The organism is Abyssisolibacter sp. ZYX002 (genome assembly GCF_056892235.1).
In genome coordinates, this window is sequence record NZ_JARMXH010000004.1 from 276,488 (window position 1) to 292,699 (window position 16,212).

The window sequence follows — 16,212 nt, forward strand, 5'->3', positions numbered from 1 at the left end:
TAATATATTAGGAGGTGCTATAAATGCTATATAAGATTAGAGTTAGTATGATAGTGATATTGATATTTATGCTTTTTACATTTGGAGTATATGGTATAAGTACAGAAAAAGCCACAATATACAAAAGTAACGATATAGGAATCAGTATTAATAGAGAACAGTTGGATGTAGACAAGTATTTAATAAATGGCAAACTATATGCTCCAGTAAGAGAACTATTTGAGAAATTTTCAGATGTTAGTTGGAATCAAGTGCATAAGCATGTTTCAATAAAGACTTATAAGGATTTTAAAGAATGTGACTACCAAAAGGGTGAACATTTTGTATATGGTTTAATAACAAAAGTTGATTATAAAAACAATACTATAAACATAGAACAACATTTTGATGATAATAGTAGAGAAATACTATCGCCATTATACCTAAGAGATGATGTAATAATAGTTCTTAAAAGAAATGACAAATGTGTGAATTTAGATATAGCAGATTTAAAATGTGGAGATTTAATCGGAGCAGTAGTCGACAAAGATGATAGTATTAGAGGATTGATTATAACATTGTAAAATCTATTGATAATAGGGCTATTGGAAAATGATAGCCTTATTTTTAATTGAAAATCTGGGTGGGGTAAGTCATAAAAATAGATAACTTATGGTAAAAATTTAATCCTAACAATCCAAGATTAAACCAAAACAACTACTAATCTGTAGAAAATCTAAGAAGCTGTTTTTCAACTTTTTATTAAATTACTTGAAACAGCTTCTCCACTGCAAAAAAATATTTACTTATACCAACATACTAGATTTTCACAAAGAGCGTATGCTGCAAAGTATCGCTCATAAATAAGAGAATAATCGCAAAAAACTTCATTTTTACTATTTATTGTAGAATTTTAAATGATATTATAAACTTAATCAAATTTCTTCATTTCAATATGTTGTTGTATCATTAAACCAGTAAATCGTTTCCCCATTTCAGTATTTGAATGGAAACTTAATTTACCTTGATTATGTATAAGGTACAATTCAATTTTGTCAGGAAAGACAAAGTAGTTTTCAATGTCATTGTAGCTGTAATAGCCGGAGTTATTATACATTATGGTTCCAGTTTTCATAGGAGCATCAAGTCTTAAATCAAATCCGTTTACTACAATACCGTTCTTTAGAAAGGTTATTTTTATAGTTTTGCTTGAATATCTAAGCATAAGTTCAAAAACTAACAAAACAAGCACCAAGCTTATTACTCTAGTAATATTAAAATTCTTGATAGACTCTCCTCGTAAAAAGGGTAAACAATAGATTAGGGCAATTATAACATAATACAATATTTTATTAACCAAACTAAATCCTGCTGTGTTCACTTCCATATAAGTAGTGTTATTTTTGAGCAGCTTATCTGTCTGAGCATTTCGAACAAAATTCATGCTTAGTGCAAATACTAAGAGACAAATAGTATAATAGATAGGTATAATTACATTGAAAAGTATATTGTCATTAGTATAATTGCTAATGAAATATATAAATCGACCAGTTACAGACAAGAATAATAAAGAAATAGTAAAACTAATAAAGAAATTAATTACTTTTTTTGAACCTGACATAAGTTACCTCCCCAGAAAAATTCTATAAATGAGTACATTTGTATTATACATAAATTTGATATATACTTCAAATATGATAACAAAATTACATATTTTTAAGATTAAAGATAAAGGTGATAAATATGTTTGATATAAAAGAAGAACTCAAGAAATTGCCTGATAATCCAGGTGTATACTTAATGAAAAATGATAAAAATGAAATAATATATGTAGGGAAAGCAATATCACTACGAAAGAGAGTGAGACAATATTTTCAGTCTTCAAAAAATATGCTCCCAAAAGTCAGAGTAATGGTAAGCAAAATAAAAGAATTTGAGTATATTTTGACTGATAATGAAGTAGAAGCATTAATATTGGAAGCAAATCTAATAAAAGAATATAGACCTAGATACAACATATTACTAAAGGATGATAAACAGTATCCTTATATTAAAGTAACAGTAAATGAAGAATTTCCAAGAGTATTTAAAACTAGAACAGTTATAAAGGATAAGGCTAAATATTATGGACCGTATACAAATGCAGGAGCAGTAAATGTAACGTTAGAAATTATAAATAAGATATTTCCTATAAGAAGTTGTAGGCAGAGATTAAAAAATGAAAACCTAAATAACAGACCTTGCTTAAATTATCATATAAAAAAATGCACAGCTCCATGTGCGGGTAAAATAACGAGAAAAGAATATATAAAGATGATAGATGAAATATTAGTGTTCCTAAACGGTAAAAAGAAGGCATTAATGGATCTATTGATATCAAAAATGAAACAGGCATCTGATAAGTACGATTTTGAAACAGCAGCAGAGTATAGAGATAAACTACAATCAATAGAATATATGTTTGAAAAACAAAAGGTTCTGAGCACTTCTGAAGAGGATAAAGATGTTATAGGATTAGCAAAAAATGAGCATGAGGCATGTATACAGATATTCTTTATTAGAAAAGGTAAACTAATAGGAAGAGAACATTATTTATTAAGCAATATCAACGATAATACAGATAGAGAAATATTAGGCTCGTTTATAAAGCAGTTTTATGCTGGAGCATGGTATATACCAAAAGAGATATTAGTGCAGGAAAGCGTAGAAGAGCAAGAAATTATACAAGAGTGGCTTTCAGAAAAAAAAGAGCAAAAGGTCTTCATCAAATTTCCTCAGAGAGGAGAAAAAAGCGATTTGATGAAATTAGTAAGAGTTAATGCAATACAGGTGCTAAAACAGAACAGCGAAAAAATGCTAAAGAAATATAGTACTAGCAAAAAAGGAGTAGTCAAATTAGGCGATATGCTTAATATAGAAGTTCCACATAGAATAGAAGCTTATGATATTTCTAATACACAAGGGAATCAATCAGTTGCATCAATGGTTGTGTTTGAAAATGGTATAAAGAAAACAAGTAACTACAAGAGGTTTAAAATAAAAACAGTTAAAGGTCCTAACGACTATGATAGTATGCAGGAAGTATTGTATAGAAGATTTTCAAAAGGTAAAGAAGAACTAGAAAAATCAGATAGCAATAAAAAAGGAAAGTTCTCAATATTTCCAGATTTAGTGATGGTTGACGGAGGAAAAGGTCAGATTAATGTTGCTCAAAAGGTGCTATCGAAATTAGATATCAGGATACCTGTTTGTGGACTAGTTAAAGATGATAAACACAACACAAGGGGTATTATATACGAAAATAGAGAAATACTTATAAAAAAAACAGATGAGGTATTTCAGTTGATAACAGAAATACAAAATGAAGCACATAGGTTTGCCATAAGTTATCATAGAAATTTAAGAGGAAAAGAGATGTTTAAATCCATACTAGACGATATTCCTGGAATAGGAGACAAAAGGAAAAAAGTACTGCTTAGTTCATTTGGTAGCGTCGATTACATCCGAAGAGCTTCTGTAGAAGAGTTAGCAAAAGAAAAAGGCATGAATAAGAGAGTAGCACAAAGTGTATATGATTTTTTTAGAAATAGTAAATAGGAGGTAATATGAGCGAAATAGATTTAAATAAACTTATAAAAGATATGAATCTAGAAGTGTTATGTAAAAGCGATAATACAGAGTTAAAAATAACAAAAAGTGATATAAATAGACCAGGCTTACAAATGGCTGGATACTATAAATACTTTTCATTTGATAGAATTCAAGTTATTGGTAATGCTGAATGGTATTATGTAAATGAATTAGAGAATGAATTAAAATATAAAAGATTAGATAAACTCATGAAATATCCTATTCCAGCTATAATAATGACAAGAGGACTAGACTTTACAACACATGCGGTGGAAATAGCAAAAAAATATAATAGAACATTTTTGAGAACTGAGCTTCCAACAACAAAATTCGTAAGTAAGTTAACAAACTATTTAGAAGACTTATTAGCGCCTACAATAACAATGCATGGGGTCTTAGTAGAAGTATATGGAATAGGAATTTTGATATTAGGAAAGAGTGGGGTTGGAAAAAGCGAAACAGCGTTAGAACTAATAAAAAGAGGGCATAGATTAGTAGCTGATGATGCAGTGGAAATAAAAAAACATGACGAGGGTGTTATAAAAGGAAGAGCACCAGAGCTAATAAAACATCTTGTAGAGATAAGAGGTATTGGTATACTTGATATAAAGAGATTATATGGTGTAGGATCAATAAGGAACTCAAAGACTATAGATCTCGTAATAGAGTTAGAATATTGGCAGAAAAACAAAGAATATGATAGACTTGGTCTAGATGATGAGCATATAGAGATACTGAATACAAAGTTGACAAAAATAACATTACCTATAAAGCCCGGTAGAAATGTAGCTATGATATTAGAAGTAGCTGCGATGAACCATAGGCAAAAAGTAATGGGATATAATGCTGCATTAGAACTAAATAAAAGGTTAATTAATGGGATAGACAATAAATAAACAAAGGAGAAAATAATATGGAATTTGTATTAGATGTGCATAACCACACTATATCAAGTGGCCATGCATATAGCACAATTATGGAGATAGCAAAAGAAGCAAGTAATAAAGGTTTGAAATTGATAGGGATAACAGATCATGGCCCAAAAATGCCTGGTGGTCCTCATATTTATCATATAGCTAATATGAGAGTATTACCTGAAGAAATGTATGGGGTTGAGATATTAAAAGGTGTAGAAGCAAATATAATGGATAAAAATGGAGCTCTTGATGTTCCAGAGAAAATACTAAAAAGTCTAGATATAATATTGGCAGGTTTTCATACACCTTGCTATGAGACAGGAAGTAGAGAAGAAAACACAGAGACTATAATAAATGTAATGAAAAATAACTATGTAGATGTTATAGTTCATCCAGGAAATCCACAATTTGAGATAGATTTAGAAAAGTTTGTACAAACAGCAAAAGAAACAGGTGTATTAATAGAAATCAATAATAGCTCTTTTAGGAAGAGCAGAAGAGGAAGCAAAGACAATTGTATAAAAATAGCTAAATTATGCAAAGAATATAATGTACCTATAATAGTAGGAAGTGATTCACACTTTGCACCAGATGTAGGCAGATTTGACGTAGTGGAAAGAGTATTAGAAGATATAGATATGCCCGAGGAGCTAGTTATAAATACTTCAGTAGAAAAATTAAAAGAGTATTTGAAGGCTAGAAGAGCAAAAAGAATGTTAAATAATTAACTAAAATCCACAAAAAAATTGCCACATTATAAAAAATGAAATTTAATACAAAAGAAATTTCATAAATTTAAAAAAAATTTTAAAGTAAATTAATCCTTTTCTAACTAAGTGAAATACAGATACAGAAAGTATTCTGACTGTTACAAAATTTTTTGACATTTACAATTAATTGTAACGTATTGACTTTGTTAAATCTGTTGATTATACTTAATGTATATGTTAACAATAAAAATGAAATTTTAATATAAACGAGGAGGTAACGACACATGGCAAAGGTTATGAAAACTATGGATGGAAATACAGCAGCGGCATATGTTGCATACGCTTTCACTGATGTTGCAGCAATATTTCCTATAACACCATCGTCTCCTATGGCTGAGCATACTGATGAATGGGCAGCACATGGAATGAAGAATATTTTTGGACAAGAGGTTCACGTATCAGAGCTACAGTCTGAGGGAGGAGCATCAGGAGCGGTACACGGTTCATTAGCAGCTGGGGCATTAACTACTACATTCACAGCTTCACAAGGTCTGTTATTAATGATACCAAATATGTATAAAATTGCTGGAGAATTATTACCAGGAGTATTCCATGTAAGTGCAAGAGCAGTTGCAGGTCATGCATTATCAATATTTGGAGATCATTCAGATGTTATGGCTTGTAGACAAACTGGATTTGCAATGATTGCATCAGGTAGTGTTCAAGAAGTTATGGATATAGGTGGGGTAGCTCACTTAGCTTCAATTAAGACTAGAGTACCATTCTTACATTTCTTTGATGGGTTTAGAACATCTCATGAGATTCAAAAAATAGAATTAATAGATTACGAAGAGTTTGCAAAATTAACAGATTTTGAAGCAGTTAATAGATTTAGACACAATGCATTAAATCCTGAGCATCCAGTTACAAGAGGAACTGCTCAAAACCCAGACATATTCTTCCAAGCAAAGGAAGCTTCAAATAAATTCTATACAGATATACCAAATGTAGTTGCTGATTATATGAAGAGCATCAGTGAAATAACAGGCAGAGAGTACAAGCCATTTAACTACTATGGAGCAGAAGATGCTGAGTACGTTATGATAGCAATGGGTTCAGTTACAGATACAATAGAAGAAACTATTGATTATCTAGTAGCTGAGGGAGAAAAGGTTGGTTTAATAAAAGTTAGATTATATAGACCGTTCTCAGAGAAGTATTTCTTTAATGCATTACCAAAAACAACTAAGAAAATAGCAGTATTAGATAGAACAAAAGAGCCGGGTGCATTAGGAGAACCATTATATCAAGATGTTTGTACATTATTCTATGACAAAGCAGAGAAACCAGTAATAGTAGGTGGACGTTATGGTCTAGGATCAAAGGATACTACACCATCTCAAATAAAAGCAGTATTAGAAAACTTAAAACAAGCAGAGCCAAAGAACGGATTCACAATTGGTATAAACGACGATGTTACACATACATCATTAGAAGTAAAAGAGAACATAGTTACTGCACCAAAAGGAACTATCAGATGTAAATTCTGGGGTCTTGGTTCAGACGGAACAGTTGGAGCAAACAAAAACGCTATCAAGATTATCGGTGATAAGACAGATATGTATGCTCAAGGATACTTCTCATATGATTCTAAGAAATCAGGTGGAGTTACAGTATCACACTTGAGATTTGGTAAAAAGCCAATAAAGTCAACATATTTAATTAGTGAACCAGATTTTGTTTCATGTTCTCAACAATCATATGTTGGAAACTATGATTTATTAAAAGGACTTAAAAAAGGTGGAAAGTTCTTATTAAATACACTTTGGACACCAGAGCAATTAGAAGAAAAACTATCTCCAGATATGAAGAGATATATATCTAAAAATGATATAGAGTTATATACAATAAATGCAACTCAAATAGCTACAGAGATAGGACTTGGAAATAGAACAAACATGATAATGCAAGCAGCGTTCTTCAAACTAGCAGACGTTATCGAATTAGATAAAGCAATAGAGTACCTAAAAGAAGCTATAGTTAAGTCATATGGTAAAAAAGGTCAAAAAATTGTTGAGATGAACAACAAAGCAGTAGACAAAGGTATAGACGCTCTTGTTAAAATTGAAGTACCTGCTACATGGGCAGATGCTAAAGATCAGGCTAAAGAAGAAACTAAAGAGCCAGAGTTCATCAAAAACATACTAAGACCTATGAATAGACAAGAGGGAGACGATCTTCCAGTAAGCGCATTCGATGGTAGAGAAGATGGAACATTTGACAATGGTAGTGCTGCATTTGAGAAGCGTGGTATAGCAGTTACAGTACCAGAGTGGCAAATAGATAGCTGTATTCAATGTAACCAATGTTCATTCGTTTGTCCACATGCTGCAATAAGACCAGTATTAGTAAATGAAGAAGAACTTAAAAATGCTCCAGAAGGCTTTGAGACAAAGAAAGCTATGGGTAAAGGTTTAGAAGGATTACAGTATCGTATACAAGTAAGCACACTTGACTGTACAGGTTGTGGAAACTGTGCTGATATCTGTCCATCTAAAGAAAAATCATTAATAATGAAACCAATAGAGACACAAACAGAAGTAGAAGTTCCAAACTGGGATTACTCAGTAAATGAAGTATCAATCAAAGATGATAAGATGAGTTTAAACACTGTAAAAGGAAGCCAATTTGCTCAACCATTATTCGAGTTCTCAGGAGCTTGTGCAGGTTGTGGAGAGACTCCTTACATGAAGATTATAACTCAGTTATATGGAGATAGAATGTTTGTTGCAAATGCAACAGGATGTTCTTCAATCTGGGGAGGTTCAGCACCTTCAACACCATATTGTAAAAATGCAGTAGGTCAAGGTCCAGCTTGGGCTAACTCATTATTTGAGGACAATGCAGAGTACGGATATGGTATGGCTTTAGCAGTAAACCAAATGGTTGGATATATAGAGATAAAAGCTAAAGAATTAGTAGAACTTAATATACCAGCAGAGTTAAAAGATACATTAAACCTATGGTTAGAAGGAAAGGATTGCCCTGACAAGACTAAAGAAGCAAAATTAAGATTAATTCCTTGGTTCTCTAAAGATTTAGGAGACGATAAAGCAAATGGGTTACTAAAAGATATTAAAGAGAAAGCCGACTTCTTAGTTAAAAAATCAGTATGGATAGTTGGTGGAGACGGATGGGCATATGACATCGGTTATGGTGGATTGGACCATGTATTAGCATCAGGAGAAGACGTAAATGTAATAGTATTTGATACAGAGGTTTACTCAAACACTGGTGGACAGTCTTCTAAAGCGACTCCTACAGCTGCTGTTGCTAAATTTGCTGCATCAGGTAAAAAAGTTAAGAAGAAAGACCTTGGTTTAATGGCTACAACATACGGATATGTATATGTTGCACAATGTGCAATGGGTCATAACAAGAACCAATTCATGAAGGCGCTAATAGAAGCAGAAAGTTACAAAGGACCTTCATTGATCATAGTATACGCTCCATGTATTAATCATGGTATAAAAGCAGGTATGGGCAAAACACAAGAGCAACAAAAGCTTGCAGTAGATGCTGGTTACTGGCATTTATATAGATTTAACCCAGAGTTAAAAGAAGAAGGAAAAAATCCATTTATATTAGACTCTAAAGAGCCTAAAGGTAATTTCCAAGAGTTCTTAAGAAGTGAAGTAAGATATACATCACTTGAGAAGACATTCCCAGAGCTTGCTAGTCAAATGTTTGTAAAAGCAGAAAAAGAAGCAAAAGAAAGATATGACAGTTACAAACGTATGGCAGAAATGCAGTACTAAGAAATAGATATCAAGAAGCTATATCATTATTTAATGGTATAGCTTCTTTTTTTGTCTTTGTGAAGATTACAAGTTTATTAGTATATATAGTTTAGTTATAAATATATCAATAAATAAAAAAAATTAAGCTTACAGGTAATAAAATTATTGTTTTTAAGGAAAAAGTAAAAAAATACAATAATTAAATATTAGAAGAGGTAATGTTTTGAAACAGGTAATATATGGCTGGATCTTTTGCATTGTGTAGATATGGTACTAACGTTATAGCGACAGGTGGTACAACTCCATTGAGACTAGTTGTATTCTTCTTTATAAAGAGATAAAAAATCCTAAATAAATCATCACTATGTATAAATAAGGGGAGTTTATATTAGAATTAGTTTACATCAATTATATAGCTAAACGCTTGTAAGAAGTTCAAAAAAAAGATATACTTTTAATATCAAGGTAGAACATAAACATAGATTGTTAATAATATATATTAAAAGATAAACAGGAGTGATATTTTGAGTAGTATAAATATAAACCAAAACCTTATAGAGAGAGGTTTTTTAGGGGAGATTCTAGTAGATGAGCCTATGAAAAGGCATACTTATTTTAAAATAGGAGGCAATGCGAGTGTATTAGTATTGCCTAAAGATTCTAAAGATGTAGTATTAGCATTAAAAGTATGTGATGAGCTTAATATTAATCCATACATAATAGGAAACGGTACAAACCTTTTAGTCTCAGATGATGGTATAAAAGGAATTGTAATAAAACTAGCAGATAATATGAACAAAGTTATAGTAGAAGGAGATACAATCACTGCTGAGTGTGGAGCATTGCTATCATCAGTAGGGAAATTAGCACTGAAAAATTCCCTAACAGGAATGGAAGGTGGTAGTGGAATACCTGGCTCTATAGGTGGAGCTGTTGCTATGAATGCTGGTGCATATGGGTTTGAGATGAGTCAGATTGTATCAAGTGTAAAATGTACAGATAAAAAAGGAAATATATACGTATATAGTAGTGAAGATATGGATTTTCGATATAGACATAGTAGAGTACAAGAAGAAGATTTGATAGTACTAGAAACTAAGATGACACTTAAAGAAGGTGTATATGACGATATAAAAGCTTATATGGACGAGTTAACAGTTAAGAGGACAACTAAACAACCACTTAGCTTACCTAGCGCAGGAAGTACATTTAAAAGGCCTGAAGGGGATTATGCAGCAAGACTCATAGAAGCAGCTGGATTAAAAGGACTAAGATATAAAGATGCACAAGTCTCAGATAAGCATTGTGGGTTTATAGTTAACTTAGGTAATGCTACATCAGAGCAGGTGATGACTTTAATAGAAATAGTAAAGAAGACAGTGAAAGATAAATTTTCAGTAGAATTAGAAACAGAAGTGAAGATAATACCAAATTGTTATATAGGAGAATAAAAATGAAAGTATATGCTGATTATCATACACATACAATATATAGTCATGGGAAAGGCACAATAGAGGACAATATAAAAAGCGCAATAAAAGTAGGTCTAGAAAAAATAGCAATATGTGATCATGGACCTGGACATATAGGTTTTGGAATAAGTAAAAAGAAATTGCCAAAGATGAGAGAAGAAATAGATTATTATAACAAAAAATATAGCAAGATAGAAATATTGCTTGGAGTAGAATCTAATATAGTTAGCTACGAAGGTGATATAGATGTAGATGATGATATGATAAAATATTTTGACATGATATCCGTTGGGTTCCACTATGGAGTTTTAATGAATAGTATAAAAGATAACTTTAGAATATTTATTTTAAATACACTGGCTAAAAAATCGAAAAAAATTCATGATAAAATGATAGATTTAAATACAAATGCATTGATTAAAGCAATAAACAGATACCCTATAGACATTATAACTCACCCAGGAGCAAAATTAGATGTAGATATAGATAGATTGGCGATAGCAGCAGCTAAAAAAAATGTAGCACTAGAGATAAATGCAAAGCATGGACATTTGACAGTTGATAATATAATAAAAGCTGCAAAGCATAATGTAAACTTTGTACTAGGCAGTGATGCACACCACCCAAACAGAGTAGGTGATTTTGAGAAATCAATGAAAAGAGTATTGGAGTCTAAAATTAATATTGACAAAATAATTAACATAAGGAAGACTGAATAAGGAGTGATAGCATGGAGTTTGTCATAATAACAGGATTATCAGGAGCAGGAAGAAGTCAAGCAATGAAGATAATGGAAGATATAGGTTACTATTGTATGGACAACCTGCCACCGTCTTTGATTCCAAAATTTATAGATTTATATATTCAGTCAAAAGACAGAATAAAAAAAGTAGCATTGGTTGTAGATGTTAGAGGAGGTAAGTTTTTTAATGACTTATTTGAGAACTTAGATGAATTAAAAGCTGATGGTTACGATTACAAAATGCTATTTTTAGATTGTGATGACAATATATTGATTCATAGGTATAAAGAACTTAGAAGACCACACCCTCTTAATCCTCAAGGAAGCATTGTAGAAGGAATAGATAAGGAAAGAGAGATATTAAAAAAGGTTAGAGAAAAGTCAGATTTTATAATTAACACTAGTAACTTTACTACAGGAATGTTAAAAGAAGAAATTAAAAAATTATTTTTAGAAGGTAAAGAAGTAGATAATTTTATAGTATCAATATCATCATTTGGATACAAGCATGGAATAGTAATAGATGCCGATCTAGTATTTGATGTTAGATTCTTACCTAATCCACACTATATAGATGATCTTAGACCAATGACAGGCAATGATAAAAAAGTTAAGGACTATGTAATGAAGTGGAATGATACAAAAATATTTATTGACAAACTAACAGATATGATAGACTTTTTAATACCACTGTATATAAAAGAAGGAAAGATGCAACTGATGATAGCGATAGGGTGTACAGGAGGTAAACATAGGTCTGTGACGATTGCTAACTACCTTTATGATTACCTAAAGATAAATGGCCATAAAGTAGCTATAAACCATAGAGATAGCTACAAAAACAAAAGACAGTAATTGTTAGTTAGTATAATTATAAAGGGAGGATTATAGATGCAAAGACATCCTAAAATAGTCGCAATAGGTGGAGGGACAGGGCTTTCTGTACTACTTAGAGGATTAAAAAAATATACAAAAAATATAACAGCAATAGTAACTGTAGCAGATGATGGTGGTGGATCAGGAATACTTAGAGAAGATTTAGGGATGTTACCACCGGGAGATATTAGGAGTTGTCTATTGTCGTTGGCAAATACAGAGCCAATAATGGAGAAACTGTTGCAGTATAGATTTACAGATGGAAATTTAAAAGATCAAAGCTTTGGAAACCTGTTCATAGCTGCTATGAATGGAATATGTGATAGTTTTGAGACAGCAATAAAAGAAATGAATAATGTTTTAGCAGTAACAGGAAAGGTTTTACCAATGACGCTTCAAGATGTGAGACTCAGAGCGATACTCAGCAATGACAAAGAAGTATGTGGAGAATCTAATATACCAAAATACTGCATAGAAAATAAAACATATATAAAACGTATATCTATAGAGCCAGAAACATGTATACCAACAGATGAAGCATTAGTGGCAATAAAAGAAGCTGATATAGTTATATTAGGACCAGGAAGCTTATACACAAGTATAATACCAAACCTTCTAATAAAAAACATATCTGCTACTATATATGACTCTAAAGCAAAATGTATATATATATCAAACATAATGACACAACCCGGAGAAACAGACACTTATACTGTTTTACAGCATGTAGAAAGTATCATAGATCATGCTAATAGGAATGTTATAGATTACGTTATAGCAAATGGTGAAATAATACCAGATGATATACTCACAAAATACTACAAAAAAGATGGTGCAAAGCCTGTAGTGCCAACACAGGGTGAAGAAGAAAAATTGAAAACGCTAGGAATAAAACTTATACAAGGAAACTTTGTTGATATCAAAAAAAGCTATATTAGACATGATGCTCAAAAAGTAAGTAGGGAGATATTAGAATTGCTTAAAAATTCATTCGGATTAAAAGGAGTAAATAATGCATAATTTACTAGAAGAGCTAAAAAACAAAGTTAATAAAGATAACAGTATAAAACATGAATGTATTAGAATACTGGATTTATACGATAAATCTATAGTCAGCGAACATACAAGTAGAGTAGCTTCTAAAGCTGTAGAGCTAGCGCGTTTATATAAAACAAATGAACAGAAAGCAGAGATAGCAGGGTATTTACATGATATCAGTGCAGTGATACCAAATGAGAGTAAAATAGAGGTAGCCCAGTCGTTAAATTTAGATATAGTAAAACAAGAAATAGACTATCCAAATTTAATACACCAAAAGCTATCGGCAGAGATAGCTAGACTGATCTTCGGTGTAAAAGATGAAGAGATATTAAGTGCAATAGCACATCATACCACATTAAAAGCACATCCAAGTAAGCTAGAAAGTGCAGTATTTATAGCTGATAAAATAGAGTGGGATCAAGGTGGGAATCCACCGTATATAAAAGAGTTAAAACAAGGGTTAGATACTTCATTAGAATGTGGGGTAGATATATTTATAAAATACTTATATAAAACTGCTCATTTAATACACCCATTATTACAAGATGCATATGAATATTTTGATACTAATAATCAATAAATAGACTAGAGCTATCTTTTCGATAGCTCTTTAATTATACGCAAACTTATACAAAAGAGGAAAATAACGCATGTTTAATGTTAGAATTAAGAAAAAATGCTAGGAAACTTATAATTTTTTTACGAATAATTAATCCATGACACACTGATGTCCACATTGCTTTGTTAATATAAAAATAAAACATAGGAGGCATCAAATATGAATTATGAAATTGTTACTATAGAAAAACGAGTTGTTATAGGTATAACAAAAAAGATAAACAACATAGAAAAAGCAGTTAAAGATATATCAGATATGTGGGTTATGTTTAATACAAAAGATATATACAGTAAAATATCAGACAAAACACAAGAGAATGTATTGGGTATTTACTATGACTATGAAGGTGATTATACAAAACCATATAAATTTATGATAGGCAAAGAGATAAAAAAACAGATATGTGGTGATAAGTTCACAAACACAACAATACCAGCTGGAAAATATGCTAAATTTACAGCCAAAGGTAATGTGAAAAAAATAGTTGGAGAGATTTGGGAAGCAATATGGAGCATGAATTTAGACAGAGCATATACGTATGATTTTGAAGAGTATCATAATATGAGTGATTTAAACAATACAAAAGTTGATATATACATAGCATTAAAACCATAACAGAAGATAAAGAAAATGTAATAAATAGTAAAAATATATAAAAAAGAGCAGTTCAACGATTCTGCTCTTTTATTAGTTGTGTTATATTATTACTTAGATTCCATAAAAGGATATTTATAATCCTTAGGTGAAACAAAGGTTTCCTTAATAACCCTAGGGTTCGTCCAACGAAGCAGATTAAGCTTACTACCTGCCTTGTCATTAGTACCAGAAGCTCTTCCACCTCCAAATGGCTGTTGTCCTACAACGGCACCTGTTGGTTTATCATTGATGTATAGATTTCCAGCAGAGTGTTTAAGAGCATTTTCCATTTTAACAAGAACACTTCTATCTTTAGAGAAAATAGCACCAGTCAATGCGTAAGGAGTCGATTCATCGCATAGATTTAGAGTTTTATCAAAATCTTCATCCTTATAAACATATATAGTAAGCACTGGGCCAAATATTTCTTCAGTCATAGTTTTAAAGTGTGCACTATTAGCGACAATAATAGTTGGTTGAACAAAATAACCCTTACTATCATCAGATTTACCGCCACATATGATTGTAGCGTCATCCGAGTTTTTGACATAGTCAATATATTCATTGATTTTGTCAAATGATTTTTTATCAATTACAGCACTTACAAAATTACTAAAGTCTTCAACATCACCCATTTTAATAGTTGATACTTCATCAATCAATTGTTGCTTTAGAGAACTCCATATACTCTCGGGGATATAAGCTCTAGATGCAGCTGAACATTTTTGACCTTGGAATTCAAAAGCTCCTTGTATGAGTGCAGTCCTAAGAGAATCTATATCAGCATCCATGTGGGCAAATACAAAATCCTTTCCACCAGTTTCACCGACTATTTTAGGGTAAGAACCATACTTATTTATATTTTGACCAATAGAACGCCACATAGTGTTAAATACCTCAGTAGAGCCTGTGAAATGCACTCCTGCAAAGTCTTTGTGGCTAAAAGCAATGCTACCGATTTCACTACCTGAGCTAGGTATAAAGTTGATTACACCGTCAGGTAATCCTGCTTCTTTAAATATTTTCATAAGTAAATAATTTGAGTATATTGCAGCAGCAGAAGGTTTCCATACAACTACATTTCCCATCATAGCAGGGCTAGCAGCTAGGTTACCTCCAATAGCAGTGAAATTAAATGGAGTTACAGCTAAAACAAAGCCTTCAAGAGGTCGATATTCTATTCTATTCCAAGCATTATTAGTTGATGCGGGTTGCTCATTATATATCTGAGACATGAAATGTGCATTGAATCTCAAGAAATCAATTATTTCACATGCAGAGTCAATTTCAGCTTGATAAGCAGTTTTGCTCTGACCAAGCATAGTTGCAGCATTTATAGCATATCTGTAAGGGCCAGCTAAAAGTTCAGCAGCTTTTAAAAATATAGATGCTCTATGTTGCCAAGGCATAGCTTCCCATTCTTTTCTTGCGTCTAAAGCTGATTTAATAGCTTGTTCAATTTCTTTCTTACCTGCTATATGATATGTTGCTAACACATGATTTTTATCATGTGGAATTATGCATTTAGCAGTATTACCTGTACGTACTTCCTTACCACCTATAATTAAAGGTATTTCAATTTCCGCTTGCTTTAGTTCATTTAATTTTTCTTTCAATTTAGCCCTTTCAATGCTACCCACAGCGTAAGAAAGCACAGGTTCATTTTCAGGTTTTTTTACTCCAAAATAAGCATTATACACAAAAAATCCTCCTTTGTTTAATAAACTTCTGTTTCCCGCTATTTATTAAAAGGAGTTATAAAAGAGAATATGCATACATCAAAAAATACT

Annotated in this window: 13 protein-coding genes; 11 read left to right on the plus strand and 2 right to left on the minus strand. The window is 31.6% G+C overall.

From position 1 onward, the window contains the following. Positions 1–23 precede the first annotated feature (23 nt). The gene (locus P3X86_RS13795; protein ID WP_483293283.1) at positions 24–563 is read left to right on the plus strand and encodes a hypothetical protein; all 540 of its coding nucleotides are present in this window, start codon (positions 24–26) and stop codon (positions 561–563) included. A 347-nt stretch (positions 564–910) separates the two neighbouring features. Here the strand turns inward: P3X86_RS13795 and P3X86_RS13800 are convergent, their stop codons facing one another. Further along, positions 911–1,600, minus strand: a complete 690-nt coding sequence (locus P3X86_RS13800; RefSeq protein ID WP_483293284.1) for a hypothetical protein — start codon at positions 1,598–1,600, stop codon at positions 911–913. A gap of 122 nt (positions 1,601–1,722) precedes the next feature. Between P3X86_RS13800 and uvrC the strand changes: the two genes are divergently transcribed. From uvrC to P3X86_RS13850, 10 genes are all read left to right on the plus strand, one after another. After that, positions 1,723–3,576 carry an excinuclease ABC subunit UvrC gene (gene uvrC, locus P3X86_RS13805; RefSeq protein ID WP_483293285.1) on the plus strand — a complete coding sequence of 618 codons (1,854 nt, stop codon included), beginning with the start codon at positions 1,723–1,725 and terminating at the stop codon, positions 3,574–3,576. A gap of 8 nt (positions 3,577–3,584) precedes the next feature. Beyond that, positions 3,585–4,505: an HPr(Ser) kinase/phosphatase gene (hprK, locus tag P3X86_RS13810; RefSeq protein ID WP_483293286.1), complete on the plus strand. Its 921-nt coding sequence runs from the start codon at positions 3,585–3,587 to the stop codon at positions 4,503–4,505. A 17-nt stretch (positions 4,506–4,522) separates the two neighbouring features. Further along, a complete protein-coding gene (locus P3X86_RS13815; RefSeq protein WP_483293287.1) occupies positions 4,523–5,254 on the plus strand; it encodes a phosphatase in 732 nt (243 codons plus the stop codon). 266 nt (positions 5,255–5,520) lie between these two features. After that, positions 5,521–9,054, plus strand: a complete 3,534-nt coding sequence (gene nifJ / locus P3X86_RS13820) for a pyruvate:ferredoxin (flavodoxin) oxidoreductase (protein ID WP_483293288.1) — start codon at positions 5,521–5,523, stop codon at positions 9,052–9,054. Between the two features lie 506 nt (positions 9,055–9,560). Continuing rightward, the gene (gene murB, locus P3X86_RS13825; protein ID WP_483293289.1) at positions 9,561–10,487 is read left to right on the plus strand and encodes a UDP-N-acetylmuramate dehydrogenase; all 927 of its coding nucleotides are present in this window, start codon (positions 9,561–9,563) and stop codon (positions 10,485–10,487) included. Between the two features lie 2 nt (positions 10,488–10,489). Beyond that, complete coding sequence (locus P3X86_RS13830; protein WP_483293290.1) at positions 10,490–11,227, plus strand: PHP domain-containing protein; 738 nt, start codon at positions 10,490–10,492, stop codon at positions 11,225–11,227. An 11-nt stretch (positions 11,228–11,238) separates the two neighbouring features. After that, complete coding sequence (gene rapZ / locus P3X86_RS13835) at positions 11,239–12,105, plus strand: RNase adapter RapZ (protein ID WP_483293291.1); 867 nt, start codon at positions 11,239–11,241, stop codon at positions 12,103–12,105. Between the two features lie 36 nt (positions 12,106–12,141). Then, positions 12,142–13,146: a gluconeogenesis factor YvcK family protein gene (locus tag P3X86_RS13840; protein ID WP_483293292.1), complete on the plus strand. Its 1,005-nt coding sequence runs from the start codon at positions 12,142–12,144 to the stop codon at positions 13,144–13,146. Further along, positions 13,139–13,747 (plus strand): bis(5'-nucleosyl)-tetraphosphatase (symmetrical) YqeK, encoded by a 609-nt coding sequence (gene yqeK, locus P3X86_RS13845; protein ID WP_483293293.1) that lies wholly within the window; start codon positions 13,139–13,141, stop codon positions 13,745–13,747. Before P3X86_RS13840 ends, yqeK begins: the two co-directional genes overlap by 8 nt. A gap of 198 nt (positions 13,748–13,945) precedes the next feature. Then, on the plus strand, positions 13,946–14,401 hold the full coding sequence (locus P3X86_RS13850) for a GyrI-like domain-containing protein (RefSeq protein WP_483293294.1): 456 nt from the start codon (positions 13,946–13,948) through the stop codon (positions 14,399–14,401). An 89-nt stretch (positions 14,402–14,490) separates the two neighbouring features. Here the strand turns inward: P3X86_RS13850 and pruA are convergent, their stop codons facing one another. Beyond that, complete coding sequence (gene pruA / locus P3X86_RS13855) at positions 14,491–16,122, minus strand: L-glutamate gamma-semialdehyde dehydrogenase (RefSeq protein WP_483293295.1); 1,632 nt, start codon at positions 16,120–16,122, stop codon at positions 14,491–14,493. Positions 16,123–16,212 lie beyond the last annotated feature (90 nt).